Source organism: Streptomyces sp. NPDC046712 (genome assembly GCF_040645695.1).
Lineage (GTDB): Bacteria > Actinomycetota > Actinomycetes > Streptomycetales > Streptomycetaceae > Streptomyces.
On the sequence record NZ_JBEYYW010000025.1, the window covers coordinates 1 to 24,934 of the forward strand.

The following is a 24,934-nucleotide window of genomic DNA, read 5'->3' on the forward strand; positions in this document are numbered from 1 at the left end:
GCCGGGCGGGGGGGCGCGGGGGGGGGGCCCGCCCCCCTGCCGCCCCACCTCGCCCGGCCCGCGGGCTTGGGCCATCGTCGGGCCGGTCGTCACGCCGCCCGGCACGGCGAGCATGATGAACCGGTTCCGTCGCCCATGCGGCTTGCCGGCCGCGGCGGGACCGGTGAGGGCGACCAGGTCGGGCGCCGCGGTCGCGGGCTCCTTCGAGCCGCGCGGAGTGAGGGCCAGCGTTCCGACGTCCTCGGCCTGATCGCCGTCCTCTCCGTCCGCGAGCTCCGCGAGCTGTTCGGCCGTGGGGGCCTCGGCTGCGAAGGCAGACCGCTCGGCGATCCGCTCGGCGACGGCCGGCGGCCACAGCGCGCCCTCGGCGTGTTCGGCGGTGAGGTCGACGAGTTCGGCGGCCGTCGGCCGGTCTGCGGGGTCCTTGGCAAGGCACGACCGTACGAGCTCCGCGAGCTCCGGATCCGTGTCCGCGAGCGGCCCGAAGTCGGGCTCCCCATGGACGACCCGGTAGAGCAGACCGGGCCCGGAGCCGTCACCGAAGGGCGGGCGGCCGATCGCCGCGTACAGGAGGAGACTGCCGAGCCCGAACACGTCCGCGGCACCGGTCAACTGCGGTTCGGCGATGGCCTGTTCCGGCGCCATGTACGCGGGCGTCCCGATGACCATGCCGGTCCTGGTCAGCCGACTCTGGTCGGCGGCGCGCGCCACGCCGAAGTCGATGAGCGACAGGCCGTCGGAGGTCAGCATCACGTTGGACGGCTTGAGGTCGCGGTGCACCATGTCGGCAGCGTGTACGGAGCGCAGGCCGGCCGCCGCCTCCCGCAGCAGCCGCCACAGGGCCCCGCCCGCCAGCGGGCCGCCGTTGAGCCTGATCGCCTCGTTGAGGGTGATCCCCGGGATGTACTCGGTCGCGAACCACGGCGGCTTCGCGGTGCGGTCGCTCGCGAGCAGCCGCACGCTGGCCCCACCGGGCAGCCGGGCCAGATTGTCGAGCTCGTGCCCGAAGTGACTCAGGAAGTCCGGGTCCTCGGCGAGCACGGGCAGCACCCGCTTGACCGCCGCGAACTTCCCGGGCACGGCCCCGAGATAGACCCGCCCCATGCCGCCGGAGCCGAGTACGCCGAGCAGCTTGAACGCGCCGATCTGTCGGGGGTCGCCCGACTCCAGCGGTGTGGCCCCGCTGCCGCTCAAACTAGAGTTGTTTTCCAGTTCCCCCTGCATGAGCCAAAGGGTAGCCGAGCTATCTTACGATCGGTATCGCTCGTCAAGTCACAGAAGTGGCACAAGGGTTGAGAGGTTGCGGAGGCACGGCCACGCCTCCAGGGAGCCGGGGCCGTGCCGGCTAGGGACGGTCAGGACGCGTGGGCGAAGGCCAGGATGCCGGGCGCGGCCGCCGACAGAGTCTCGAAGTGACGGTGGGCGCCCGAGCCGGGGGCCGGCGCCGGGGTGTTCACCGTCCAGACCGTCATCCCGGCGTCGAGCCCGGAGCGGACGCCGGAGGGCGCGTCCTCGACCACCAGACAGTCGGCCGGATCGGCGCCCAGCTTCTCGGCCGCCAGGAGGTACGGAGCCGGGGACGGCTTGCCCTCGCGTACGGACGCGGCGTCCACGATCAGGTGGGGGAGCGGGAGCCCGGTGCGCTCGAAGCGGCCCCGGACCCGGTGCTCGTAGTTGGACGTGACGAGAGCCCACGAGCGGGGAGGGAGAGCGGCGAGCAGCTCGGCCGCACCGTCGAAGGCGGAGTACGTGCCCGTACGGACGTCCTCGTCCTCCAGGTCGTGGAGGAGCGCGAGGCACGCGTCCGGGTCGAGGCCGGGCGCCACGGCGGCGAACGTCTCGACGGGCCGCGTACGCAGCGCCACCGCGTACACCTCGTCCCCGTCCAGCCCGTGGCGCGCCGCCCAGGCATGCCAGACGCGCCGCTGGTTGGCGACCGCGTCCATGAGGGTGCCGTCGACGTCGAAGAGGATGAATTTGCTGGTCACGCGGGTGGAGCTTAGTGACCTGGAATCGAAGCCCTCGTTGGCCGGGGCATGAAGAGCACCCTGGCATACGCCCTGGCCGCCGCCACCCTCGCCGGCCTCGGCCTGGCGGGCGCGGCCGACGCCACACCGAAGCCGCTCACCCGGATCCTCCTCACGATCACGTCCGGGGCGACCGGCGACGTGAAGGAGGTCTACCTGGGGTGCCGCCCGACCGGCGGCAACCACCCCAACGCCGCGCTCGCGTGCGATGCCCTGCACGACGCGGGCGGTGACTTCGACAAGCTGACGACCGCCCCCGACGCGATCTGCCCGATGATCTACGAACCGGTGGTGGCAGAGGCGGTGGGCATCTTCGACAACGCCCCGGTCAGGTGGAAGAAGCAGTTCGGGAACTCCTGCGACCTGAACGCGAAGACGGGCAAGGTCTTCGCGTTCTGACGCACGGCGGTCGGTTCAGACGGACGCGTACGAGACGAACGACGCCCAGGTGCCGGGGGCGACGGCCAGCTGGGGGCCGTGCGGGTTCTTCGAGTCGCGGACGTGGACGGTGGTGGGGTGGGCGGCGACCTCGATGCATTCGCCGCCCTCGCCGCCGCTGTAGCTGGACTTGCGCCAGTGGTAGGCGACTTCGATGCATTCGCCGCCCTCGCCGTCGCTGTAGCTGCTCTTGAACCAGGTCAGTTCCGTGGTGCTCATAGCTCTCCCAGCATCTTCTCGATCCGCGCCAGGGACTCGTGGGGCGTGAGTGCCTGCGCCCGGATGATTCCATAGCGCTCCGTGTAGGTGCGCACCTCCTCCGGGTCGGTGATCAGCCGGGCGTGCCCGTAGATCTCGGTGTACGCGACCTCACGCCGACCCTTCGGGGTCAACAGAGTGAACGACCCGCCCAAGCAGGGATGTTCCGTGCGCTCGGACGGCATGATCTGAAGGTGGACTGTCCGGAAGCGGGCGACCTCAAGAATGCGGCGCAGTTGCTCGCGAAATGCATCGCGACCGCCCATCGGGCGGTTCAAGACCGCCATCTCCAGCACGAAGCTGATGGTGGGCGCAGGCCACTTTTCGAAGAGGGTCTGACGGGCGAGGCGGTCGGCGACCTGCTTCTCGATCGTCTCCTCGTCGTACAGCGGGCGACGCTCACTGAAGACTGCTCGCGCGTAAGCCTCGGTCTGCAGAATGCCCGGCACGGCCTGCACTGCGTAATAGTGCAGCGCCACCGCCTGCGCCTCCGCGTCGGCAAAGCGTCTGAACCAGTCCGGGTGCCGCGTCCGCGCCCTCGCCAGCGCCTCCCTCACGTCCTCCACCGCCGCCGCCAGGACGCCCCCGGCGCCCAGCGCCTGGTCCGCCCGTAGCAGGAAGTCCGGCTGGGGTGTCCGTACCCCGCGCTCCACCGACGAGACCAGGTCCTCGCTGCAGTGCGTGGCCTCCGCCAGCTCCGACTGACTCAGGCCCGCGTTCTTCCGCAGCACCTTGATGATTTTCCCGAGCGCACTGAACAAGTGCGCCGTACCGTCGACTTCGGACGGCCGTTCCGGCCGTTCCTCCTCGTTCCCCGACATCCGTACCGCCTTCTTGGCGTACCCGTACAGTTACCCAGCGTCGTGGCGTCGCTGCTGGTCAGCGTACGGCGGACGGCCCAGGCTCAGGGTCATGAAGTCCGAAAACGCCACTCCAACCAGTGAGTTCGTCCTCCGTCTGTCGGCCACCCGCCGCGGCGCCCGGCTCGCGCGGTTGCTCGCCGTGCAGCAGCTCCACGAGTGGGGCGTGCCGGACCCCGACGCCGCCGAGCTGGTCGTCGCCGAGCTCGCCTGCAACGCCGCCACGCATGGTCGCGTTCCCGGCCGGGACTTCGAGGTGCGGATGGAGCGGGGTGAGGATCACGTACGGATCGAAGTCTCCGACACCCGCGGCGAGCGGGAGCCCGAGCCCGTCGCCGTACCGGACGAGGGCGGATACGGGCTGCTGCTCGTATCCGCCCTCGCCACCGCCTGGGGCGTCAAGGCCCGCTGTGTCGGCAAGACCGTCTGGGCGACGGTCCCGATCAGGCGATCGGGTCGAACCGGGTGCTTCCGAAGAGCAGTCCGCTGAGCTGCCGCCCGCGGAACGGGGCGCTCCAGCTGCCCGTGCCCGGGTAGAAGTAGCTGCCGTCGGGGCTGTCGACGAACAGGTCGGGGCGGCCGTCGCGGTCGCCGTCGCCGATGCCGACGATGTGGCTGTATCCGCCCCAGCCGGAGCCGATCTTGATGCGGGGGGCGAAGGTGCCGTCGCCCTTGCCGAGGTGGAGCCAGAGGACACCGCTCTTGTCCCGGGCGACGAGGTCGCCTGCGGGGGCGCCGGCGATGTTGCCGGTGGCGACGATCTGGTTGTAGCCGTGCCAGCCCGTGCCGAGCTTCACGCGGGTGGTGAAGGGGGTGCGCCAGCTGCCGGTGCCCTTGTGGAGCCAGAGGGCCCCTGCGGCGTCGGTGGCGACGAGGTCCGGCTTGCCGTCACCGGTGAGGTCGCTGCCCGCGGCGATCTTGTTGTAGCCGCCCCAGCCCCCGCCGATCTTGTAGCGGGGGGCGAAGGTGCCGTCGCCCTTGCCGAGGTAGTGCCACAGGACACCGCTCTTGTCCCGGGCGACGAGGTCTCCGGTGGGGGCGCCGGCGATGTTGCCGGCGGCCTCGATCTGGTCGTAGCCACCCCAGCCGCTGCCGAGCAGGGTGGTTCCCGCTTCCACCAGCTGACCGTAGTTGGCGTACGGCGAGTAGAAGGAGTCGTTGCGCCAGAGCCTGCCCGAGCCGTCCCGGGCGAGCACGTCGGGCGTGCCGTCGTCGTCGAAGTCGTGCGGGGCTGTCTTGCGGGTGACGGTGAACTTTCCGGACGCGACCAGGGTCGGGCCGATGCCGTTGAGCGGCCGGGCGGAGATCTCCCAGGTGTACGCGCCGTTGTACGCGCTGCGGCTCGTGTCCAGATCGCCCCACCAGTCGTAGCGGGCGACCGGGGTCTCAGGGTGGTACACGCCTGCCGTGGCGGTCTTGCCGGTCCGGACATGACGCAGGGTGATCTTGACTTCTGCGTTGCTCCGGGACAGCTGCCATTCGAGCGGTACCCGGCCCCGGTTGGCGTCGAGGTCGATCACGGCGGGGATGTTGTGGCCCGTCAGGGTGAGCTTGGTCGGTTCACCCGTGCTCGCCACGACCGTGGCCGTCGGCGTGCCGTCGGGACCGGGTGCGATCCGGAAGAGGCTCTCGCCCTGGGCGACCGTGCCCCCACGGACCAGCTGCGTGCCGTCGGGCGCGTCGGCGGCCGATGCGAGGTGATCGAGGAGCTTGACGGGGGCCTTGGCTTTGTCCGTCAGGCTGCGCGCGGTGAGCGCGTACAGGGGGCTGGCATCGCCGTTGGCGAAGCCTCCGCGCTCGCCGTACGTCACCCAGTCGCCGACGAGCCCGACCTCGACCTCGCCCGCGTATGCGTCACCGAGACCGAAGGTCTGCTTCTCGCCGGTGGCGCGGTCGAGGACGACCACCGTCCCCCGGTGGTTCGCGTCGTACTGGACCCAGGCGATGTGTGTCGCCGAGACGGTGAGGTCGCCGTTCGCGGCGGCAGCGGGGAAGTCGTACGTCTGGGTCACGGCGCCGCCGGCGAGGTCGAGCAGGCCCAGATGTTGCTTGGCGGCCGTACCCGTACCCGTCGTGAAGGTCACCAGCCCGTGCTCGGAGGTGCCCGCACGGACGGAGACGGCCGTGACGCCCTGCGGCAGGCCGGTCACCGCACGATCGGCGGTCCTGTCGCGCATGACGAGGCCCTGGTCCCCGGTCGTCGGCTCGGGGGCGGAGGTGAAGAGGGCCCTGCCGGCGGCTCCCACGTACCGCACGCCGTCGCCCAGCGTCCTGCGGTCGAGGTCCAGCAGCCGCGTGCCGGTGCTCATGTCCACGAGGCGGACATTGCTTTGGGAGATCTCGCTCACGACATCCCCGGAGCCGGTGCTCTGCACCCCGACGCTCCACCCCAGGTCGGTCACGGCGCCGGTGGCGAACGACGTCCAGTGCTGCTCGGCGTACCCGTCGTGGTAGGTCCTGGTCAGAAATCCCGTCGCACCCGCGCCGACGACCTTCGCGTCCGTGGGAAGCGGGATGACGTTCTGTGTGCCTGCCTCGGCGGCTTCGGCCGTCGTCCCCGCGACCGCACCCGAGGGTGCGGCTGAGGGTGCGGCGAAGGCCGGAGCGGCGGTCAGCGCGCCCGTGGTCATGGCCAAAACGGTGGCGACGGCTACGGCGAGCTGTCGACGGGTGGGCCGAGCGTGGATCAAGGACTGTTCCTCCCCCTGAGGGACCAGGCGCACCGTGCGCCACGCACCGTCAGACCCCTTACTGGGTAGAAGAGTTGTACGAGTGACAGGTGCGACTTGAAATTGACCTGTGACGCCGGCGGGCGGTCGGTAGAGTCACTGACGTGAACACCGGACCGGCGCAGACGCGCCACTCACGGATTGGCCACCCGGTGGTGGACTGATCGCACGGCGGGTGCGCTCGACGCACCCCCTCGTTCCGACACGCGGTTCTCGCGGACCTCCCAGTGCTCCCGCACTTCGAGTCCATCTTTCGTGTCGAACCAACAGCGAGGTCAACCGTATGTCAGTCACGTTCAACCACACCATCATCGCCGCCAAGGACAGCGGCGAATCGGCTCTGTTCTTCCGGGAGTTGCTGGAACTTCCCGAAGCGCCGTCCTGGGGGCCGTTCACCAACATCCAGCTCACCGACGGCGTGCTGCTCCAGTTCGCGACGCCGCCGCCGCACATCGAGATCCAGATGCAGCACTACGCCTTCCTGATCGACGACGAGCTGTTCGACCGGGCGTACCGGCGGCTGTGTGATCGCGATGTCGAGCACTGGGCCGATCCGCAGATGCGGCGCCCGGGCGAGATCAACAACGAGCACGGCGGCCGGGGCGTGTACTTCAAGGACCCGGCCGGTCACGCGATCGAGCTGATCACCCGCCCGTACCTCTAGAGCGGAGCCGTAGCCGAAAGCCCCGGGCGGGACGTGGTCACCACGTCCCGCCCGGGGCTTTCGTGCCGTCGGATCAGGCCACGGAGGTGGGCCTGCTGTTGGGCATGCTGGTGGCCTCGCGCTGGCCGAAGGGGGCGCTCCAGCTGCCCGTGCCCTTGTACAGGTACGTGTCGGTGTTGGCGGCGTTGGTCGCGAACAGGTCGGGGCGGCCGTCGCGGTCGGCGTCGCCGATGCCGACGATGTGGCTGTACCCGCCCCAGCCGGAGCCGATCTTGACGCGGGAGGCGAAGGTGCCGTCGCCCTTGCCGAGGTAGAGCCACAGGACACCGGCGCTGTCGCGGGCGACGAGGTCGCCGGCGGCGGCTCCGGCGATGTTGCCGGTCGCGGTGATCTGGTTGTAGCCCTGCCAGCCCGTGCCGATCTTCACGCGGGCCGCGTACGGGGCGCTCCAGCTGCCGGTGCCCTTGTAGAGCCACATGGCTCCCGAGGCGTCGGTGGCCACGAGATCGGGCTTGCCGTCGCCGTTGAGGTCGCTGCCCGCGGCGATCTTGTTGTAGCCGCCCCAGCCGGAGCTGATCTTGTACCGGGGGGCGAAGGTGCCGTCGCCCTTGCCCAGGTAGTGCCACAGCACACCGGCGGTGTCGCGGGCGACGATGTCTCCGTGGGCGGCTCCGGCGATGTTCCCGGCGGCCTCGATCTGGTTGTAGCCACCCCAGCCACTGCCGAGCAGCTTCTGCTCCCCGGACATCAGCTGGCGGTTGTAGCTGTCGTAGTACGAATCGGCGCGGTACAGCCGGCCCGAGCCGTCGCGCAGGAGCACGTCCGGGGAGGCGTTGTCGTTGTAGTCGTGCGGGGTGGCCTTGCGGACGACCTTGAACGTGCCGGAGGCGACCAGGTTCGGCCCGATGCCGTTCATGGGCGTGGCGTCGATCTCCCACGTGTAGTCGCCGTTGTACGCGCTCTCGAACTTGCCGTCGTTGAGCTGGCCCGTCCAGTCGATGCGCACGACGTCGTTCGGCGGCTGGGTCACGGTGAAGCTGAAGAACTTGCCGGTCCGGACGTGGCGCAGGGTGACCTTGGCGTGCACGTTGTACCGGGACACCGTCCACTCGAACTGCGCCCGGCCCCCGTTCTGGTCGAGGTCGATCACGGCGGGGACCTTGGAGCCCAGCAGGGCGACCTTGGTGGACTCGCCGCTGCTCGCCACGAGCGTGGCGACCGGGACGCCGTCGACGCCCGGGGCGATCCGGTAGAGGCCCTCGCCCTGCTCGACCGTGCCGCCGCGCACGACCTGCGCGCCGTCGGGTGCGACGGCGGCCGTGAGGGTGTGGTCGAGGAGCTTGCGGGTGGTGACCCCGTCCTTCAGGCTGCGAGCCGTCAGGGCGTACAGCGGGTCCTTCTCGAGGTCGGTGAGGCCGCTGCGCGTGCCGTACGTGACCCAGTCGCCGACCAGGCCGACCTCGACGTCGCGCCGCCAGGCGTTGCCGACCTTGAAGTTCTGCGCCGCCTTGGTCGCGCGGTCGACGGCCACGACGGTGACGTTGTACGCCGCGTCGTACTCGACCCAGGCGAGGTGCGTCGCCGAGAGAGCGATGGTGCCCTTCGCGGTCGCCGGGAGCTCGTACGTCTCCGTCACCGCGTTGGTGGCGAGGTCGAGCGTGGCCACGTACTTCTTGGCCGTCGCGCCCGTGCCGATGGTGTAGGTCACCAGGGCGTGCTCGGCCGTGCCGGGCTTGACGCCGACGCTCGTGGCGTCTCCCGGGAAGCCGGTCGTCATCTTGCCCGTCGCGCCGACCGCGTTCATGTGGATGAGCCGGTCCCCGTACGCGTTGAACAGGGTGGTGAAGAGGGCCTTGCCCGCCGCTCCCGCGTACGTGACGTCGCCGCCGAGCTGCACCGAGCGCAGCTTCTGCCCGGTCGCCATGTTGATGAGGTCGGCACCGGTGCCCCAGTTGACGGCCACGATGTCGCCCGAGCCCGTGCTCTCGACCTTGCCGCCCCAGTTGATCTCCGTCGCGGGGGAGCCGTCCGCCGGAACCCAGTACCGCGTCTCGGAGTAGGCCTCCTCGCCGTAGGGCGCGGTCTGGCTGAGGGTCAGGTAGCCCGTGGCGCCCGCGCCGAAGATGGTGCTCTTCTTCGGGAACGGGGCGACGCTCGTCGTGGTCGCTGCCGCTTCCGTCGTGCCCTCGGCCGCCGGGGCGGCGATCGCCGGGGCGGTCAGCGCGCTCGCGCCGACGGTGACGGCGAGGACGGTGACGACGGCTGCGGTGAGCCGACGGCGGGCGGGACGTGCGTGGGACAAGGTGTGTTCTCCTCAGGATGACCAGGCGCACCATGCGTTGCGCCTGGTCAGACTCTCGATCACGGATGAAGGTTGTACGCGCGTTCGACGTTCTCGGCGGCGGCGATCAGGCGAGGTGGTTGTGCGAGGACGCCGTGCCCCAGGAGCCACCGATCTCCTCAGGCAGGCGGAAGGGCGCGCTCCAGCTGCCCGTGCCCTTGTAGAGGTACGCCGGACCGTCGGGGCGCTGTGCCACCAGGTCGGGGCGGCCGTCGCGATTGGCGTCCCCGACGCCGACGAGCTGGCTGAAGCCGCCCCAGCCGGAGCCGATCTTGATGCGCGGGGCGAAGGTGCCGTCGCCCTTGCCGAGGTGGAGCCACAGGACGCCGGCGGTGTCGCGGGCGACGAGGTCTCCGGCGGGGGCGCCGGCGACGTTGCCGGTGGCGACGATCTGGTTGTAGCCGTGCCAGCCCGTGCCGAGCTTGACGCGCGGCGCGAAGGGGGCGCTCCAGCTGCCGGTGCCCTTGTGGAGCCAGAGGGCGCCCGCTCCGTCGGTGGCGAGGAGGTCGGACTTTCCGTCGCCGTTGAGGTCGCTGCCGCCGGTGATCTTGTTGTACCCCTGCCAGCCCGTGCCGATCTTGTAGCGGGGGGCGAAGGTGCCGTCGCCCTTGCCGAGGTAGTGCCACAGGACGCCGGCGGTGTCGCGCGCGACGATGTCGCCGTGGGGGGCTCCGGCGATGTTGCCGACCGCCTCGATCTGGTTGTAGCCGCCCCAGCCGCTGCCGAGCAGCGCGCTCTTGGACAGCTGGACCTCGTTGTTCCACGAGTGCGTGTCGTCACGCCACAGCCGGCCCGACGAGTCCCGCCGGAGCAGGTCGGGGGACCCGTTGTCGTTGTAGTCGTGCGGGGCGGTCTTGCGGGTGACCGTGAACGTGCCGGAGGTGACCAGGTTCGGGCCGATGCCGTTCTGCGGCTTGGCGGTGAGCGTCCAGGTGTACGCCCCGTTCGGCGCACTGCTCGACGTGCCGTTGTCCGACACATCGCCCATCCAGTCGCCCCAGACGACACCGTCGAGCCCGGTGGCAGCCGGGTCGAGGTCGGCGCCGGTGAGCAAATGCACCTCTTGCGTCGCCCCGGTCCGGTTATGGCGCAGCGTGACATCCGCCAGGACGTTGGACCGCGACAGTGGCCAGGCCATGGGCACCACGCCGCCGTTGCGGTCGAGGTCGATCACGGCGGGAAAGCGGGGGCCGCCTCGCAGCGTGACCTTGGTGGGTTGGCCGGTGCTCGCCACGAGTGCGACGACCGGGGTGCCGTCGGTCCCGGGGGAGATCCGGTACAGCCCCTCTCCCTGAGCCACGGTGCCGCCCCGTACGAGCTGCGTGCCGTCCGGCGCGGTGGCGGCCGACTCGACGTGGTCCAGGAGCTTGCGCGTCGCACCGGTCTCCAGGGACCGCGCGGTCACCGCGTTCAACGCGTGCGGTACGTACGACGAGAGGCCGCCGGCCTGCCCGTACGTCACCCACGTCCCCACCAGACCGATGCTGACGGCACTCGTGGAGGCACCCAGCGGGATCTCCTGCGTCGTTCCGGACGCCCGGTCGGTGACGACCACTCTCGTGTCGGTGGCGGAGCGGTACTCCACCCAGGCCACGTGCGTGGCCGACAGCTCGACGTCCCCGATCGGCTGCCGTGGTGAGACGATCTCGCGGGTCTGGGTGACGGCACCGGTGGTGAGGTCCAGCAGGGCCCAGTACGCCTTGCTCGTCGGCTCGGTGCCGGTGCGGTACGTCAGCAGGGCGTGGTCGGGCGTGCCTGCTGAGGCGGACACCTTCGTGGCGTTCGCCGGCAGGCCGGACACCTTCCGGTGGGACTGCGTACCGCCGGTCTTCTCGACGAGAAGAAGCTCCTCGCCCCCGGCCGCGTCGGGGACCCGTACGAAGAGGGATGTTCCCACGGCTCCGGCGTACGTCGCATTGGTGTGGAACGAGCGCGGGGCGACGCTCAGCACCTCCGATCCCGTGGACATGTCCTTGAGCGTGAAGAGCCCGTCCGTGTGGACGACAACCGCGTCCGAAGCGCTGGTTCCGTAGACGTGCGTGGTGTACGGCAGCGCCGTAGAGGATCCGTCGGCGAAATTCGTCCAGAGCCACTCGGTCCGGCCGGCGGTCATGAAGCCCGTCGAACCCGCGCTGATGATGCGGGAGTCGCCCGGGAACGGAACCACCGCCGCCTCCTCCGCCCCCGCGGCCGAAGCGAGCGCGGGCGCGAGGGCCTGCGCCGGGGCGGCCGCCGCCGGGGCGGCCGCGGTCACGGCGAGTGCGACGCCCACCGCGACGGCGAGTCTGCGGCGGAAGGCGGGCGAGAAGACATGAGAGTGGTGCAACGGACGGGCCCTCCCCTTGAGGCGACCGCGCGCACCCCACCCAATGCGGGACGGCGGTCGGAAGACACGGAGGCGGCCGGAGGATTCCCCCCATCCGGATCATCGCCTCCGTGGACGTTGGCCGGAGGATAGCAACCTCCGGGACACCCGTCACGATCTTTACCGCCGCTCCACCACGCCCCGCACGTACGCCGCCTGACCCGCGTGCTGGTTGTCCTCCGCGATCACGCTCACCAGGCGGACGCCGAGGGTGACCGGCGGGTCCCAGGAGTCGTCCACGACGCGGTCGAGGTCGGCGTTGGTCACGGACCCGAGGTGTTCCAGGGTCCTGGCGTGGACGGCGTCGTAGTAGCCGAGCAGCAGCTCCGCCGGGGCACGGACCTTGGCGACCTGGGTGCTGGAGTGGCCGAAACCCGTGGCCCCCGCGGGGAACGGGAGGCCGAAGCGGGACTTCCAGCCGTCGGACGTCCACAGCTGATCCGTGCCGAACGCGCCCGCGATGTGGTCGTCCTGAATCCGGGTCAGGTGCCAGACCAGCCACGCGATCGTGTTCGCGTCCTCGTCGATCCTGACGGTCAGCTCGTCCTCCGTCAGGCCCTCGACGGCTCCGTACACGGCTTCCTGGACGCGGCCGAACGCGTCCAGCAGCAGGTCGGCGCTCCTCATGTCACTCACTCCTCGCTCGGCGGTGCGGTGTGCTCCACCCAGTGGGCCATCGAGGAGGCGCCGGGGACGGACCGCGCGGCCGGTGACATGGCCGGGAGACGGCCGAGTTCACCTAGTCGGTGGTCAGGATCCGCAGGGCCCGGACGAACGCCTCCCGGTCCGCCGCCGGAAGCCGGGACAGCAGGCGTTCCTCGCCCCGCTGGATCTCCGCCTGCACGGTGTCCCGCAGCTCGCGGCCCTCGCGGGTGAGGGAGAGCAGGCGCGCCCGGCGGTCCGAGGGGTCCGGGCGGCGGCGGATCAGTCCGCGCGTCTCCAGGTCGTCGAGGACCGCGATGATGCGGGTCTTGTCCGCCCGGATGGCCTCGGCCAAGGCGGCCTGGGTGCGGATGGGCGTCTCGTCGAGGTGCAGCAGGACCGCGTACGCCCACATGGTCACGCCGTGGGCGTCCAGGACCGGCTGTTCCGCGGCCATCAGGGCGCGGCCCAGTGGCACGACCATCGCCGCGAGATCGGGACGGGACTCTTCCATGGCCTCCATGGCCCCGAAAATACCCGTTGACAATTCATAAGCCCGAGCAGATCGTAAGCGCATGCGTATCTCTTCGAAGGGCTCGAAAGACTCGGAACGTACGGAGCGGTTCGACCGGTTACGGCTCCTCCACGCGCGCGTGGTCCAGGACAGCGTGGACCTGGTGCGCCGGGTGACCCCCGCGGATCTCTCCCGACCGACGCCCTGCGCCGGATGGACCCTTGCCGATCTGCTCGCCCACATGACCGCCCAGCACCGTGGGTTCGCGGCTGCCGCGCTCGGGCAGGGCGGGGATCTCACCCACTGGTCCGAGAGCGCCGTCGACATCGCTCGATACGCCGACGCGGCCGAGCGGGTGGTCGCCGCCTTCGCGGCCGTGGACGCCCCGGACCGGCCCTTCCTCCTGGCCGAGTTCAGCGTCGACCGGCCCTTCTCCGCCGACCGGGCCATCGGCTTCCACTTCATCGACTACGTGGTCCACGGCTGGGACGTCGCCCGCACTCTCGACCTCCCGTACGAACCCGGGCCCGACATCCTGGACGCCGCGCTGCCGATCGCCCTCGCCGTCCCGGACGGCGACGCCCGCCTCGCGCCGGACAGCCCCTTCCGTCCCGGCCTCACCCCGGCGCCCGATGCCGGGACGCTGGACCGGATCCTCGCGGCCCTCGGCCGAGGCCGCCCGAGCTAACCGTCCGCCCGCTCCGCCCGCCACCGCGCGACCGTCGCCTCCACGTCGAACGGCTTCAGATTCAGCAGCGGCCCCGCCGGCGGTCGGGCGAGGGCCTCGACGATCTTGGTGTTGATCTCGCCGAGGATCCGGCGCACCTGCGTCTCCGACGTGGCCCGGCCGATCGCCTCCACCGCGTCCTCCGCCTCCTTGCGGAGGGCCAGCGAGGGCGGGAGGACGGCCCCGCCCTCGCGGTGCATCTTGCTCTTGATCCACCACAGCGGGTCGTACGGGGCGCTGTCGTCGTCGAGCGGCTTCCCGAAGCCGGGCAGCTTCTTGAACTCCCCGCGTTCCATGGCCTCGCGGATCTGCTTGTCCACGAATGACTCGAAGCTGACGCCGGGCGGTTTGCGTTCGGTCATGTGTCCAGGCTAAAAGGCAGGAGCCCCGCTCGTGCCCGAAGGCACGGAGCGGGGCTCCTTGGGTACTTCTCTAGCCGTGCGCGATCGCCGACCCGGGCAACTTAGGCCGGGGTGACGTTCTCCGCCTGCGGGCCCTTCGGACCCTGCGTGACGTCGAAGTTCACGACCTGGTTCTCCTCGAGGGAGCGGAACCCGGACGCGTTGATCGCGGAGTAGTGGACGAAGACATCCGGGCCGCCGCCGTCCTGGGCGATGAAGCCGAAGCCCTTTTCAGCGTTGAACCACTTGACGGTTCCGGTAGCCATAAGCCCTCCTTGGGCCAAAGGGTTGCCCTGCTCCAGAACCTGCAAACAAGTCTGAAAACTACAAAAGCCTGCGGGTCACATGCTCCGCAGGCTCTGTACTGCAAGGGAAACCAAACTGCAACTTGCGATGAGCGTAGCACGCAGGGTGTGCGCCGCACTAGAGGGAAAGATCACGTCACCCACACGTTTGATGCGCTTCTCATGTGCTGACGTGAGCGCCACGCGCGCCCCGGCGATGTCCACCGTACGAGACAGGTCTAGCCTCGCGATGTGGACAATGCAACCGACGACCACCAGCGCAGCCGGCCCCGCGTCGGACACATCCAGTTCCTGAACTGCCTCCCCCTCTACTGGGGCCTGGCGCGTACCGGAACGCTCCTCGATCTGGAGCTGACCAAGGACACCCCGGAGAAGCTCAGCGAGCGGCTGGTGCGCGGCGACCTCGATGTCGGCCCCATCACCCTCGTCGAATATCTCCGCAACGCGGACGATCTTGTCGCTCTGCCGGACATCGCCGTGGGCTGCGACGGCCCCGTCATGTCCTGCGTGATCGTCTCCCAGCGGCCCCTGAAGCAGCTGGACGGGGCGCGGGTGGCGCTCGGGTCCACCTCCCGTACCTCCGTACGCCTCGCGCAGCTGCTGCTCGCCGAGCGGTACGACGTCCAACCCGACTACTACACGTGCCCGCCGGACCTCGGGCTGATGATGCAGGAGGCGGACGCGGCCGTCCTGATCGGCGACGCCGCCCTGCGGGCCTCGCTGCACGACGCCCCGCGGCTCGGTCTCGAGGTCCACGACCTGGGGCTGATGTGGAAGGAGTGGACGGGGCTGCCCTTCGTCTTCGCCGTGTGGGCGGCGCGCAAGGACTTCCTCGCCCGTGAGCCGGGGACCGTGCGCGAGGTGCACGAGGCGTTCCTGGCCTCGCGCGATCTGTCCCTGGTGGAGGTCGCCAAGGTCGCGGAGCAGGCCGCGCGCTGGGAGTCCTTCGACGCGGAGCTCCTGGAGCGGTACTTCCGGACACTGGACTTCCGCTTCGGGCCCGAGCAGCTGGCGGGGGTGCGCGAGTTCGCCCGCCGGACCGGCCCGACGACCGGTTTCCCGGCGGACGTGAAGGTGGAGCTGCTCGGCTGAGGTCAGGGGGACGGGATCGGTGCCTGCATGTGCCGGCTGATCCACTCCATCGAGCCGTCCCCCATGCCCCGGATGTAGCTCCTGGCGTTGTGCTCGCCGCCCTGGATGACCTGGAGGCGGGTCTTGACCGGCCCCTTGCCGTAGTTCTTGATGAAGGACTTCAGCCGGGGACCGCCCGACTCCTCCGAGCCGATCTGGAACGCCAGGTAGACCTGGTTCTCCTTGGTGTCCGGCTTCGCGCCGAGCGCCTTGGCGAGCTTCTCCGGGTTGTTCGCCTGCCGTTCCGCCTCGTGGCCCGCCCACAGCGGGGAGTCGGGGACGGTGTCGGGGCCCGACGCGATCACGGCCTTGAACCGGTCGGGGCGCTGGAGCACCGCCTTCAGACCGGCGAAGGCGCCGGAGGACGAGCCCATGAACGCCCAGCCGTCACGGGACTTGAAGGTACGGAAATTCGCCCGGACGAAATCCGGTACGTCCTCGGCGAGCCAGGTGCCCATTTTCGGCTGCCCCGGGATATCGCTGCCGTCGTAGTAGTAGGTGTCGTCGGGGTTGAGGACAGGCATCACGACAATGAACGGAAGGCTTTTCCCTTCCTGTGCCCACGTGGTGATGCTCGACTGCAGTTTGAGGTCCGTGCCCATCCAGTAATTCACCGGATAGCCGTTCCCGCCGGGCAGTGCCACGAGGACGGGGAAGCCGCTGTCGGCGTACTTCGGGTCGAAATACTGCTTCGGGGCCCACACCCACACCTTGCCCGTGAAACCGGACTTCGCGCCCTCGAGCGTGGTGACACCGATCTTGGTGCCGTCCTCAAGGGTGTTGGCCGTGGTGAAGCTCGCCTTGGGGCCGGTGGGGAAGACGGTTTCCGGGACCTTCGCCCGGGGAGTACGCGGCGCGCCCGAGGCAGTCGGCTTGTCGGCCGTGGCCGTCGATCTCGGAGTGTCGAACGAGACGGGAGCGCCCTCCGAGCAGCCGCTGACCAGAGCGGCCGCCGTACTGAGAGCGAGGGTGACGGCGAGGATCCTCGGGAGGCGTTTCATCGGGCGACTCCGGGTGTTTCTGGACACGGCGACTTATTACGGAAGGGAGGAGGGACGTGGTGGGGGATCGGTTGGCTGGGTACGGTTCCGAATCGTGGTGATGCGGCCCACGAAGGGCTCCGCGCTGCTGGAAGGGGAGACATGCAGCCGCTCGAAGCAGGGGAACCGAGGACCATCGGTGCCTACCGGCTCCTCGGCCGTCTCGGCTCCGGCGGTATGGGGCGCGTCTACCTGGCCCGCAACGAGGGCGGCCGGACCGTCGCCGTGAAGATCGTGCACCCGCACTTCGCCCTGGACGAGCAGTTCCGGGCCCGGTTCCGGCGTGAGGTGGAGGCCGCCCGGCTGGTCGGCGGCCAGTGGACCGCGCCGGTCCTTGACGCCGATCCCGACGCCGCCGTGCCGTGGGTCGCGACCGGTTACGTCGCCGGGCCGACGCTCGCCCGGGCCGTGGAGGCGATCGGCCCGCTGCCCGAGCACACGGTACGGACCCTGGGCGCCGGCCTCGCGGAGGCGCTGGCGGGCGTGCACGGGCTCGGCCTGGTCCACCGCGACGTGAAGCCCTCCAACGTGCTCGCCACCCTGGAGGGCCCGCGGCTCATCGACTTCGGCATCGCGCGGGCCACGGACGGCACGGCGTCGCTGACGGCGACCGGGGTCTCCATCGGCTCGCCCGGCTACATGGCGCCCGAGCAGATCCTCGGCCACGGGGCGACGGGCGCGTCCGACGTGTTCTCGCTCGGCGCGGTCCTCGTGTACGCGGCGACCGGCGCCCCGCCCTTCCCCGGTGACACCTCCGCCGCCCTCCTCTACAAGGTCGTCCACGAGGAGCCCGAGCTGGGCGGAGTGTCGGGCCGGTTGCGGGAGCTGGCGACGGCCTGCCTCGCGAAGGACCCGGCAGACCGCCCCGCCCCGGCCGCGGTCGCGGCCGCGCTCGCCCCGGCCGGCGCGGCGGCGCTGGTGGCGGGCGGCTGGCTGCCGGGCCCCCTGGTCGAGGAGATCAGCCGGACCGCCGTACGCCTCCTGGAACTCGACGCGGATACGGGAGCGACGCCGGGCGTTGGTGCCGCGCCGGCGTACCTCCCCGGCCCTGCCACGGCGCTCGACCCCAGCGTCTCGGGACCCGTCCCCTTCACCGCCTCTTCGGTGTCGCCCCCCGGCCCCGGAGGAGCCGTGACCGGCCCGCCGTCGGGTGTCTTCGGGCCGCCGGTGCCCCTGACCGCCCCGCCGTCCGGTCCGACGAACCCGCCGTCCGGTCCGACGACCCCGCCGTCCGCGGCGCCCGCCCCGTCGTCGGGTCCGACGGCCCCCGGCAGCGTGCCCGCCCCCAGGCAGGGGGAGGAGGACGGAGCCGGGCAGCGGCAGGTGACCCTCTCCGTGGCGGCCGGACGGCGGGTCAGCTGTACCGTCGCGCTCGCCGTCGCCGGGGCGCTCGCCGCCGTGACCCTGGGGGCGGGGTTCCTCTTCGACCTGATGCCGGGCGGCCGCCGCGCCGCCGACGCCGGCAAGACCGGTGGAAACACGGCGAGTCCGCCCGCCGCCACCTCACCCACGCCCGCCCCCGGCTCCGTCCCCTCCGCCTTCCTCGGCACATGGACCGGGCCCACCACGGAACGAAACGGCTCCCCGCACGGCGACTTCACGGCCGTCGTCGCCAACGGCGGCACGGGCGAGGACGTCGTCCGCACCACCCACAGCATCAGCGTCCTCGGCACCACCGTCCGCTGTTTCGGGATCGGCAGGCTGACCTCCGCCACCGCGACCGAGCTGCGCATCGCGGACCGCACCGATCCCGACCGCCCCGGCACCGCGGGCCTCTGCACCACCGGGACATCGAGCTTCACACTGACCCGGAACCCCGACGGCACCCTCACCTACCGGTCCGACGAGGAGGCGGCCGGCCGACCGACCGGCACCCTGCGGAAGTCCTGAGAACCGCTGGCGTAGGCTGGTTCAGTCTGTCCAGAACCCCTCCGAAAGGGACTCACCCGGTGACCGAGAAGGCCGACCTTCAGTCCGTCCTCGACCGCGCCGCAGCGGGTGGCCGGATCACCCCCGAGGAGGCGCTCGACCTCTACCGCTCGGCGCCGCTGCACGCGCTGGGCGCGGCCGCCGACGCCGTACGCCGCCGCCGCTACGCCGGTACGGAGCACATCGCGACGTACATCATCGAGCGGAACATCAACTACACCAACGTGTGTGTGACGGCGTGCAAGTTCTGCGCGTTCTACGCGCCGCCGAAGGACACGGCCAAGGGCTGGACCCGCGACCTCGACGACATCCTGCGCCGCTGCGCGGAGACCGTGGAGCTCGGCGGCACCCAGATCATGTTCCAGGGCGGACACCACCCGGACTACGGCGTCGAGTACTACGAGAAGCACTTCGCCGCCATCAAGAAGGAATTCCCGCAGCTGGTCATCCACTCCCTCGGCGCGTCCGAGGTCGAGCACATGGCCCGCATCTCCGGCGTCTCCGTGGAGGAGGCGATCACCCGGATCCACCAGGCCGGTCTCGACTCCTTCGCCGGCGCCGGCGCCGAGCTGCTGCCGGCGCGCCCGCGCAAGGCGATCGCCCCGCTCAAGGAGAGCGGCGAGCGGTGGCTGGAGATCATGGAGATCGCGCACGGCCTCGGAGTCGAGTCGACGTCCACGATGCTGATGGGCACCGGTGAGACCAACGCCGAGCGCATCGAGCACCTGCGGATGATCCGTGACGTGCAGGACCGGACGGGCGGCTTCCGGGCCTTCATCCCGTACACGTACCAGCCCGAGAACAACCACCTCAAGGGCCGTACGCAGGCCACGCTCTTCGAGTACCTGCGCATGATCGCGGTCGGGCGGCTCTTCATGGACAACATCGCCCACATCCAGGGCTCGTGGCTCACCACGGGCAAGGAGATCGGGCAGCTGACCCTGCACTACGGCGCGGACGACCTCGGCTCGATCATGCTGGAGGAGAACGTCGTCTCGTCGGCGGGCGCCAAGCACCGCTCCAACCTGCGCGAGATGATCGACATGATCCGCACCGCGGACCGCGTCCCGGCGCAGCGGACCACCACGTACGAGCACATCGTGGTGCACGACGACCCGGCGAACGACCCGGTCGACGAGCGGGTCGCCTCGCACATCTCGTCCACGGCCATCGAGGGCGGTACGGCGCACCCGGAGCTGAAGCTCCTGAACGCCAACTGACCTCCCCGTGCTGACGATCCACGCGGCGGATCTGCTGCTGCCGGGCGGGGGCCGGCCCCCCGTGCCCGGCGGTGCGGTCGCCGTCCGGGACGCGGAGATCGCGGCCATCGGCCCGTACGAGGACGTGGCCGCCGCGCACCCGTCGGCGCGGGTGCGGCGGTGGCCCGGGGTCCTGACCCCGGGGCTCCGCCAGTGGCACGGGCACTGGCTGCTCACCCGGGTGTACCACCCGGACCCGCGCGAGGCGGACGAGTTGGGCACCGAGCCGCTGGCGGGCCCGGCCTTCGACGCCCTCGCGCCCGACGCGGCCCGGATGGCGGGCAGTGTGCGGCGCGGCATCCAGCGGATGCTGGCCCACGGGACGACGCACGTGGGGCTCGGGCCCCGGTCGGATGTCCGGCAGGCCGTGGCGCGCGCCGGGCTGCGCGAGGTGCCGAACGCGGCGGTATCGGCCCCGCCGGTGTGGGACGGTCCGGACCTCGACCCCTTCGTGGAGGGCCACGACCTGGCGGGCACCGTCCACGGCCCGCTGATCGTGGGCGAACCGGCCGACCTGGCCGTCTTCGACGTGACCGACGAGGCCGCCCTGCTCGCCCGCGGCGCCCGCACCTGCGTGGCCACGGTCCTCGGCGGCCGCCTGGTCTTCCGCCGCCGCTAGGACCTGCCCGGCGGGCCATGGCCGGGTCCGTGCGGTCGCCGCGGCTCAGCCGCCCTGGATCGGGGGTGTCTCCTTCTTCTCGACCGGGTTCTCGTCCGCGTACCGCACCAGGTCCATGAGGCGCGTGTCGCGGGCGACGGCGACGAGTTGCTCGGGTGTCACCGGCGCCGAGACCTCGGCGGCGTCGACGGAGAGCCGGACGAGGCTCCTGCCGTACGAGAAGTCGACCCATGACGTCCATGTGTCGGGCCGCTCGGCCATCAGCGACCGGAGCCTGGCCTGCTGCTCCTTCGCCCCGTCGAGCTCGGCCGTCTCGCACCGCATCCGCTCGTCCGCGGGGCTCGGGCACGGCCGCACGGCCAGGTCGTCGGACGGCCGCACCGAAAGGGTCAGGTCGAAGGTCGTGCCGGCCGACGTGATCCGGTACGCGTACACCTTGTCCTTCACCGGTCGGACGTCGGTCACCGAGGCCGGCAGCAACTCGTCGAGCAGCGCCGCCACCTGTTGCTGGAAGCCCGCTCGCCGCTCCCGTTCGGCGGCCGGGAGGCCCTCGGGGTTGTCCGGCGGGGTCACGCCGGGGGTCTCCTCCACCTGCACGGGCGTGCGGTACGCCGAGGGGGAGGCGGCCGGGGGCGCGGCGGGCATGGCCACGCCGGTGTCCGGCCCGGGGAGGGACGTCAGGCCGAGCGCGGCGGCGGTCACCGTGCCGAAGACCCCGCCGACGGCGGCGAGCCGCGCCCGGGTGCGCCGCCTGCGTCCCTGGGCCATCGCGACCGGCGCGAGGTCGGGGAGCGGCGGGAGGTCTTCGGTCGTGCGGTCCATGGCGGTCTTGAGCAGGGAGGTGTCGTCCACGGCGGGCCTCAGCTTCCGGTGGAGTGGTGGTCGATGGCGTAGAGATGGGCCTCGCCGAGGCGGTCGCGGAGCCGCGCGAGGGAGCGGGAGCAGGTGCTCTTGACCGTGGCCTCGCTGCAGCGCAGGAGCGAGGCGACCGTGTCCACGCTCAGGTCCTCCCAGTACCGCAGGACGACCATCGCGCGGGCCCTCGGCGGGAGTTCGGCGAGCGCGGCGAGGAGCGTGACCCGGAGGTCGGTGTGCTCGGCCGCGGGGGCGGGGACGAGCCCGCCCGTCTTGGTGAAGGCGAGCAGGTCGCGCACCCGGCGGCGCCGCTCGGCGAGGAAGGTGCGGGTCAGTACGGTCTTGGCGTAGGCGTGCGGGTACTCGGCGGTGCCGGCCTTGCGCCAGTGCTGGAAGATCTTGGCGAGGGTGGTCTGGGTGAGATCGCGGGCGGTCTCCGCGTCGCCGCAGAGCAGATAGGCCGTGCGGTACAGCCGTGTCTGCCCGGCGCGGGCGAACTCCTCGAACGCCTGGTCCGAGCCTTGCGATGCCTGCATCGCGCTCCTCCGTCCGTGGGGTCCGCCCCCGGTTGCCCGACTGTCACCCTTCCTTGAGCGCGCGGTACCGGAAAAGGTTGAACGGGAGGGCGGAACAATTTCCCGGCACCTCCCGGAGGGCTCCCGAGGCGCGGGGAGGGCGGGCTGCCACAATGGCCGGGTGACCCGAGCATCCCTGGACAAGCAGCCGCACGAAGTCGCCTCGATGTTCGACGACGTGGCGGCGAACTACGACCTCACCAACGATGTGCTCTCGCTCGGCCAGGACCGCCGCTGGCGCAAGGAGGTCGCCAAGGCGGTCGACGCCCGCCCGGCGCAGCGGATCCTGGACCTGGCGGCCGGGACGGCCACCTCCTCACAGCCCTTCGCCCGCGCCGGGGCCTATGTCGTGCCCTGCGACTTCTCGATCGGCATGCTCCAGGTCGGCAAGAAGCGGCACCCGTGGATGCCGTTCACCGCCGGCGACGGAACGAAGCTCCCCTTCCGCGACGACGTCTTCGACGCGGTGACGATCTCCTTCGGCCTGCGCAACATCCAGGACACCGAGGGGGCGCTGCGCGAGCTGTACCGGGTGACGAAGCCCGGCGGCCGCGTGGTCATCTGCGAGTTCTCGCACCCGACGTGGAAGCCGTTCCGCACGGTGTACGAGGAGTACCTGATGCGCGCGCTGCCGCCGGTGGCCCGGGCGATCTCCTCCAACCCGGACGCGTACGTCTACCTCGCCGAGTCCATCCAGTCCTGGCCCGACCAGCCGGCCCTCGCGGGGCTGCTGCAGAAGGCCGGCTGGTCCAAGGTGGCCTGGCGCAACCTGACCGGTGGCGTGGTGGCCATGCACCGGGGCTTCAAGCTCTAGCGAGACACCCCCAGGGCCTGTCCGGACCCCGCACCGGCACCGCGGAACCTCCGCCGTGGGCCGCGGAGCCCCCGCAATAGACTGCAACCGACCTTCCCTCGACCCTTCGGGAGACCACGCCGTGACCGAGCCCCTCTCCGAGCACAGCGCAGATGTGATCGTCGTCGGGGCAGGCCCGGCCGGCTCCACGACCGCGTACTACCTCGCCAAGGCCGGACTCGACGTCCTGCTCCTGGAGAAGACCGCGTTCCCCCGCGAGAAGGTCTGTGGCGACGGGCTCACCCCGCGCGCCACGAAGCAGCTCGTCGCCATGGGGATCGACATCTCCGAGGAGGCGGGCTGGCTGCGCAACAAGGGCCTGCGGATCATCGGCGGAGGGGTCCGGCTCCAGCTCGACTGGCCCGACCTCGCCTCGTATCCGGACTACGGACTCGTCCGTAAGCGCGACGACTTCGACGAGCAGCTCGCCCGGCAGGCGCAGAAGGCGGGCGCGCGGCTGTACGAGCGCTGCAACGTCGGGGCCCCGATCATCGACGACCGCACCGGCCGGATCACCGGTGTGACCGCGAAGCTCGGCGAGGAGAAGCGCGAGGTCACCTTCCACGCGCCGCTCGTCGTCGCCGCCGACGGCAACTCGACCCGGCTCTCCCTCGCCATGGGCCTGCACCGGCGCGAGGACCGGCCGATGGGCGTGGCCGTACGGACGTACTTCACCAGCCCCCGCCACGACGACGACTACCTGGAGTCCTGGCTGGAGCTGTGGGACCGGCGCGGCCCGCAGGACCGTCTCCTGCCCGGCTACGGCTGGATCTTCGGCATGGGCGACGGCACGTCCAACGTCGGCCTCGGCATCCTGAACTCCTCGTCCGCCTTCAAGGAGCTGGACTGGCGCGAGGTCCTCAAGGCCTGGTGCGCCTCCATGCCGGAGGACTGGGGCTACACCCCGGACAACATGACGACGCCGATCCGCGGCGCCGCCCTGCCGATGGCCTTCAACCGCCAGCCGCACTACACCAAGGGCCTGCTGCTCGTCGGTGACGCGGGCGGCCTGGTCAACCCGTTCAACGGCGAGGGCATCGCGTACGCGATGGAGTCCGGCCAGATCGCGGCCGACGTCATCGTCCAGGCGCACGCCCGGGCGACCCCGGCCCAGCGCGAACTGGCCCTGCACAACTACCCGAAGATCCTCAAGGACACCTACGGCGGGTACTACACGCTGGGTCGCGCCTTCGTGAAGATCATCGGCAACCCGAAGATCATGAAGATCGCGACACAGCGCGGTCTGACCCACCCGGTCCTGATGAAGTTCACCCTGAAGATGCTCGCGAACCTGACGGACCCGACGGGTGGCGACGCGATGGATCGCATCATCAACGGCCTTTCGAAGGTGGCCCCGAAGGCCTGAACGACCGCCGGTAGTCGGACGGGGACACCCCGACCGTACGGGTGAAGTGGCGCCGCAGATTGGCCGACGTGCCCAGGCCGCTCCGTTCGCCGACCAGCTCCACGGGCAGGTCGGTGGACTCCAGGAGGGTCTGGGCGAGGGCGACGCGCTGCTGGAGCAGCCACTGCAGCGGGGTGGTCCCGTACGCCTCCTGGACCCGCCGGTGGAAGGTGCGCGGGCTCATCCGGGCCCGCCGGGCGAGGTCGTCGACGGTCAGCGGGTCGGCGAGGTTCTCGGTCGCCCACTGCAGGACGGGCCCCAGGCTGTCGCCGTCGCTCGGCGGCAGCGGAGCCTCGATGAACTGGGCCTGCCCGCCGGTGCGGTGGGCGGGCACGACCAGGCGCCGGGCGAGCTGCCCCGCGACCGTGGCGCCGAGGTCCTTGCGTACGAGATGCAGGCACAGGTCGAGCGCGGCGGTGGCCCCGGCGCTCGTCAGCACCGTTCCCTCGTCGGTGTAGAGCACCGAGTCGTCCACGATCACCCCGGGGTGGCGGGCGGCCAGTTGCGCGGTGTGCTGCCAGTGGGCGGTGGCCCGGCGGCCGTCGAGGAGTCCGGCGGCGGCGAGCGCGAAGGCCCCGGTGCACAGGGACACCATCCGCGCGCCGGACGCGGCGGCCGCGCGCAGCGCCTCGACCAGTTCGGCCGGCACCTCCTCGCCGTCCTCCACGACCGCGTCGGGCACGGAGGGCACGATGACGGTGTCCGCGCCCACGAGTCCGTCGAGGCCGTGGTCGGTCCGCAGCGAGAAGACCCCGGTGTCGCCGGCGTCCCCGCACAGCCGGAGCTCGTACCAGGGGTCGGCGAGGTCGGGCTGCGGGATGCCGAAGACCCCGCACGCGAGGGAGAGTTCGTACAGCTCCCACAGCGACGTCCCGATCCGCCGGTCCGGTACGACGGCGATGGCGACGACTCCTGTGCTCATGAGGCCGACCGTACGGCAGGAATCGTGCGGCCGTCGTCAGTCCTGCCACTGTCGGCCGGATTCCGCCGCTGCGAG

At 71.1% G+C, this 24,934-nt stretch carries 25 protein-coding genes; 10 read left to right on the plus strand and 15 right to left on the minus strand.

Annotated elements, in window-relative coordinates:
• Together ABZ939_RS27680 and ABZ939_RS27685 are read right to left on the minus strand one after the other, a co-directional pair.
• Positions 1-1,224: serine/threonine-protein kinase (locus ABZ939_RS27680; RefSeq protein ID WP_361860683.1), on the minus strand; the 1,224-nt coding region annotated here is incomplete at its 3' end.
• A 131-nt stretch (positions 1,225-1,355) separates the two neighbouring features.
• The gene (locus ABZ939_RS27685; protein ID WP_361860686.1) at positions 1,356-1,988 is read right to left on the minus strand and encodes an HAD-IA family hydrolase; all 633 of its coding nucleotides are present in this window, start codon (positions 1,986-1,988) and stop codon (positions 1,356-1,358) included.
• Between the two features lie 48 nt (positions 1,989-2,036).
• Here ABZ939_RS27685 and ABZ939_RS27690 point away from each other — a divergent pair, with 48 nt between their 5' ends.
• The gene (locus tag ABZ939_RS27690) at positions 2,037-2,426 is read left to right on the plus strand and encodes an SSI family serine proteinase inhibitor (RefSeq protein WP_361860689.1); all 390 of its coding nucleotides are present in this window, start codon (positions 2,037-2,039) and stop codon (positions 2,424-2,426) included.
• A 15-nt stretch (positions 2,427-2,441) separates the two neighbouring features.
• On the opposite strand, the gene ABZ939_RS27695 is transcribed toward ABZ939_RS27690, so the two are convergent.
• Complete coding sequence (locus tag ABZ939_RS27695) at positions 2,442-2,684, minus strand: DUF397 domain-containing protein (protein ID WP_361860691.1); 243 nt, start codon at positions 2,682-2,684, stop codon at positions 2,442-2,444.
• Positions 2,681-3,544: a helix-turn-helix transcriptional regulator gene (locus tag ABZ939_RS27700; RefSeq protein ID WP_361860694.1), complete on the minus strand. Its 864-nt coding sequence runs from the start codon at positions 3,542-3,544 to the stop codon at positions 2,681-2,683. The genes ABZ939_RS27695 and ABZ939_RS27700 overlap by 4 nt, the downstream gene beginning before the upstream one ends.
• A gap of 91 nt (positions 3,545-3,635) precedes the next feature.
• On the opposite strand from ABZ939_RS27700, the gene ABZ939_RS27705 reads away from it, so the two are divergent.
• Positions 3,636-4,073: an ATP-binding protein gene (locus tag ABZ939_RS27705; protein WP_361860697.1), complete on the plus strand. Its 438-nt coding sequence runs from the start codon at positions 3,636-3,638 to the stop codon at positions 4,071-4,073.
• Here ABZ939_RS27705 and ABZ939_RS27710 read toward each other — a convergent pair.
• Positions 4,027-6,213 (minus strand): VCBS repeat-containing protein, encoded by a 2,187-nt coding sequence (locus tag ABZ939_RS27710; protein ID WP_361860700.1) that lies wholly within the window; start codon positions 6,211-6,213, stop codon positions 4,027-4,029. The two genes, ABZ939_RS27705 and ABZ939_RS27710, sit on opposite strands and share 47 nt — an antisense overlap.
• Positions 6,214-6,595: 382 nt before the next feature.
• Here ABZ939_RS27710 and ABZ939_RS27715 point away from each other — a divergent pair, with 382 nt between their 5' ends.
• Positions 6,596-6,976, plus strand: a complete 381-nt coding sequence (locus ABZ939_RS27715; protein WP_361860703.1) for a VOC family protein — start codon at positions 6,596-6,598, stop codon at positions 6,974-6,976.
• A gap of 73 nt (positions 6,977-7,049) precedes the next feature.
• Here ABZ939_RS27715 and ABZ939_RS27720 read toward each other — a convergent pair whose 3' ends face one another.
• From ABZ939_RS27720 to ABZ939_RS27735, 4 genes are all read right to left on the minus strand, one after another.
• Positions 7,050-9,278 carry a VCBS repeat-containing protein gene (locus ABZ939_RS27720; protein WP_361860706.1) on the minus strand — a complete coding sequence of 743 codons (2,229 nt, stop codon included), beginning with the start codon at positions 9,276-9,278 and terminating at the stop codon, positions 7,050-7,052.
• A 106-nt stretch (positions 9,279-9,384) separates the two neighbouring features.
• Positions 9,385-11,643, minus strand: a complete 2,259-nt coding sequence (locus ABZ939_RS27725; RefSeq protein ID WP_361860709.1) for a VCBS repeat-containing protein — start codon at positions 11,641-11,643, stop codon at positions 9,385-9,387.
• 159 nt (positions 11,644-11,802) lie between these two features.
• Positions 11,803-12,309, minus strand: coding sequence for a DinB family protein (locus tag ABZ939_RS27730; protein ID WP_361860712.1), 507 nt, complete (start codon positions 12,307-12,309; stop codon positions 11,803-11,805).
• 112 nt (positions 12,310-12,421) lie between these two features.
• The gene (locus ABZ939_RS27735; RefSeq protein ID WP_361860715.1) at positions 12,422-12,847 is read right to left on the minus strand and encodes a MarR family winged helix-turn-helix transcriptional regulator; all 426 of its coding nucleotides are present in this window, start codon (positions 12,845-12,847) and stop codon (positions 12,422-12,424) included.
• A gap of 52 nt (positions 12,848-12,899) precedes the next feature.
• Here ABZ939_RS27735 and ABZ939_RS27740 point away from each other — a divergent pair, with 52 nt between their 5' ends.
• A complete protein-coding gene (locus ABZ939_RS27740; protein WP_361860718.1) occupies positions 12,900-13,526 on the plus strand; it encodes a TIGR03086 family metal-binding protein in 627 nt (208 codons plus the stop codon).
• Here ABZ939_RS27740 and ABZ939_RS27745 read toward each other — a convergent pair.
• Complete coding sequence (locus ABZ939_RS27745; RefSeq protein ID WP_361860721.1) at positions 13,523-13,927, minus strand: DUF1992 domain-containing protein; 405 nt, start codon at positions 13,925-13,927, stop codon at positions 13,523-13,525. The genes ABZ939_RS27740 and ABZ939_RS27745 overlap by 4 nt on opposite strands.
• Before the next feature lie 101 nt (positions 13,928-14,028).
• Entirely contained in the window at positions 14,029-14,232 is a 204-nt protein-coding gene (locus ABZ939_RS27750) for a cold-shock protein (RefSeq protein ID WP_003967102.1), read from the minus strand.
• 270 nt (positions 14,233-14,502) lie between these two features.
• On the opposite strand from ABZ939_RS27750, the gene ABZ939_RS27755 reads away from it, so the two are divergent.
• Complete coding sequence (locus ABZ939_RS27755; RefSeq protein ID WP_361860724.1) at positions 14,503-15,363, plus strand: menaquinone biosynthesis protein; 861 nt, start codon at positions 14,503-14,505, stop codon at positions 15,361-15,363.
• A 2-nt stretch (positions 15,364-15,365) separates the two neighbouring features.
• Here the strand turns inward: ABZ939_RS27755 and ABZ939_RS27760 are convergent, their stop codons facing one another.
• The gene (locus tag ABZ939_RS27760; protein ID WP_361860726.1) at positions 15,366-16,403 is read right to left on the minus strand and encodes an alpha/beta hydrolase-fold protein; all 1,038 of its coding nucleotides are present in this window, start codon (positions 16,401-16,403) and stop codon (positions 15,366-15,368) included.
• Positions 16,404-16,544: 141 nt separating this feature from the next.
• On the opposite strand from ABZ939_RS27760, the gene ABZ939_RS27765 reads away from it, so the two are divergent.
• Genes ABZ939_RS27765 through ABZ939_RS27775 form a run of 3 tightly spaced genes read left to right on the plus strand, consistent with a single transcriptional unit; the run spans position 16,545 to position 20,249 of the window.
• The gene (locus tag ABZ939_RS27765) at positions 16,545-18,332 is read left to right on the plus strand and encodes a serine/threonine-protein kinase (RefSeq protein WP_361860729.1); all 1,788 of its coding nucleotides are present in this window, start codon (positions 16,545-16,547) and stop codon (positions 18,330-18,332) included.
• A gap of 59 nt (positions 18,333-18,391) precedes the next feature.
• Positions 18,392-19,591, plus strand: coding sequence for a cyclic dehypoxanthinyl futalosine synthase (gene mqnC / locus ABZ939_RS27770; RefSeq protein WP_361860732.1), 1,200 nt, complete (start codon positions 18,392-18,394; stop codon positions 19,589-19,591).
• 7 nt (positions 19,592-19,598) lie between these two features.
• Positions 19,599-20,249 carry a hypothetical protein gene (locus ABZ939_RS27775; RefSeq protein ID WP_361860735.1) on the plus strand — a complete coding sequence of 217 codons (651 nt, stop codon included), beginning with the start codon at positions 19,599-19,601 and terminating at the stop codon, positions 20,247-20,249.
• Positions 20,250-20,294: 45 nt separating this feature from the next.
• Here the strand turns inward: ABZ939_RS27775 and ABZ939_RS27780 are convergent, their stop codons facing one another.
• Both ABZ939_RS27780 and ABZ939_RS27785 read right to left on the minus strand, forming a co-directional pair.
• Complete coding sequence (locus tag ABZ939_RS27780) at positions 20,295-21,101, minus strand: hypothetical protein (protein WP_361860738.1); 807 nt, start codon at positions 21,099-21,101, stop codon at positions 20,295-20,297.
• Between the two features lie 8 nt (positions 21,102-21,109).
• On the minus strand, positions 21,110-21,640 hold the full coding sequence (locus ABZ939_RS27785) for a SigE family RNA polymerase sigma factor (protein WP_361860741.1): 531 nt from the start codon (positions 21,638-21,640) through the stop codon (positions 21,110-21,112).
• 160 nt (positions 21,641-21,800) lie between these two features.
• Here ABZ939_RS27785 and ABZ939_RS27790 point away from each other — a divergent pair, with 160 nt between their 5' ends.
• Together ABZ939_RS27790 and ABZ939_RS27795 are read left to right on the plus strand one after the other, a co-directional pair.
• Positions 21,801-22,493 carry a demethylmenaquinone methyltransferase gene (locus ABZ939_RS27790; protein ID WP_361860744.1) on the plus strand — a complete coding sequence of 231 codons (693 nt, stop codon included), beginning with the start codon at positions 21,801-21,803 and terminating at the stop codon, positions 22,491-22,493.
• 121 nt (positions 22,494-22,614) lie between these two features.
• On the plus strand, positions 22,615-23,898 hold the full coding sequence (locus tag ABZ939_RS27795; RefSeq protein ID WP_361860746.1) for a geranylgeranyl reductase family protein: 1,284 nt from the start codon (positions 22,615-22,617) through the stop codon (positions 23,896-23,898).
• Here the strand turns inward: ABZ939_RS27795 and ABZ939_RS27800 are convergent.
• Positions 23,864-24,859 (minus strand): helix-turn-helix domain-containing protein, encoded by a 996-nt coding sequence (locus tag ABZ939_RS27800; RefSeq protein WP_361860749.1) that lies wholly within the window; start codon positions 24,857-24,859, stop codon positions 23,864-23,866. The two genes, ABZ939_RS27795 and ABZ939_RS27800, sit on opposite strands and share 35 nt — an antisense overlap.
• Positions 24,860-24,934: the final 75 nt, after the last annotated feature.

What these genes read in the sequence shown, in the direction of transcription:
- ABZ939_RS27740 (WP_361860718.1), top strand. Translation starts at nt 12,900, where the DNA reads ATGCGTATCTCTTCGAAGGGCTCGAAAGACTCGGAACGTACGGAGCGG.
- ABZ939_RS27715 (WP_361860703.1), top strand. Translation starts at nt 6,596, where the DNA reads ATGTCAGTCACGTTCAACCACACCATCATCGCCGCCAAGGACAGCGGC.
- ABZ939_RS27765 (WP_361860729.1), top strand. Translation starts at nt 16,545, where the DNA reads ATGCAGCCGCTCGAAGCAGGGGAACCGAGGACCATCGGTGCCTACCGG.
- ABZ939_RS27710 (WP_361860700.1), bottom strand. Translation starts at nt 6,213, where the DNA reads ATGACCACGGGCGCGCTGACCGCCGCTCCGGCCTTCGCCGCACCCTCA.
- ABZ939_RS27785 (WP_361860741.1), bottom strand. Translation starts at nt 21,640, where the DNA reads ATGCAGGCATCGCAAGGCTCGGACCAGGCGTTCGAGGAGTTCGCCCGC.
- ABZ939_RS27700 (WP_361860694.1), bottom strand. Translation starts at nt 3,544, where the DNA reads ATGTCGGGGAACGAGGAGGAACGGCCGGAACGGCCGTCCGAAGTCGAC.
- ABZ939_RS27705 (WP_361860697.1), top strand. Translation starts at nt 3,636, where the DNA reads ATGAAGTCCGAAAACGCCACTCCAACCAGTGAGTTCGTCCTCCGTCTG.
- ABZ939_RS27745 (WP_361860721.1), bottom strand. Translation starts at nt 13,927, where the DNA reads ATGACCGAACGCAAACCGCCCGGCGTCAGCTTCGAGTCATTCGTGGAC.
- ABZ939_RS27760 (WP_361860726.1), bottom strand. Translation starts at nt 16,403, where the DNA reads ATGAAACGCCTCCCGAGGATCCTCGCCGTCACCCTCGCTCTCAGTACG.
- ABZ939_RS27690 (WP_361860689.1), top strand. Translation starts at nt 2,037, where the DNA reads ATGAAGAGCACCCTGGCATACGCCCTGGCCGCCGCCACCCTCGCCGGC.
- ABZ939_RS27750 (WP_003967102.1), bottom strand. Translation starts at nt 14,232, where the DNA reads ATGGCTACCGGAACCGTCAAGTGGTTCAACGCTGAAAAGGGCTTCGGC.
- ABZ939_RS27800 (WP_361860749.1), bottom strand. Translation starts at nt 24,859, where the DNA reads ATGAGCACAGGAGTCGTCGCCATCGCCGTCGTACCGGACCGGCGGATC.
- ABZ939_RS27735 (WP_361860715.1), bottom strand. Translation starts at nt 12,847, where the DNA reads ATGGAGGCCATGGAAGAGTCCCGTCCCGATCTCGCGGCGATGGTCGTG.
- ABZ939_RS27730 (WP_361860712.1), bottom strand. Translation starts at nt 12,309, where the DNA reads ATGAGGAGCGCCGACCTGCTGCTGGACGCGTTCGGCCGCGTCCAGGAA.
- ABZ939_RS27695 (WP_361860691.1), bottom strand. Translation starts at nt 2,684, where the DNA reads ATGAGCACCACGGAACTGACCTGGTTCAAGAGCAGCTACAGCGACGGC.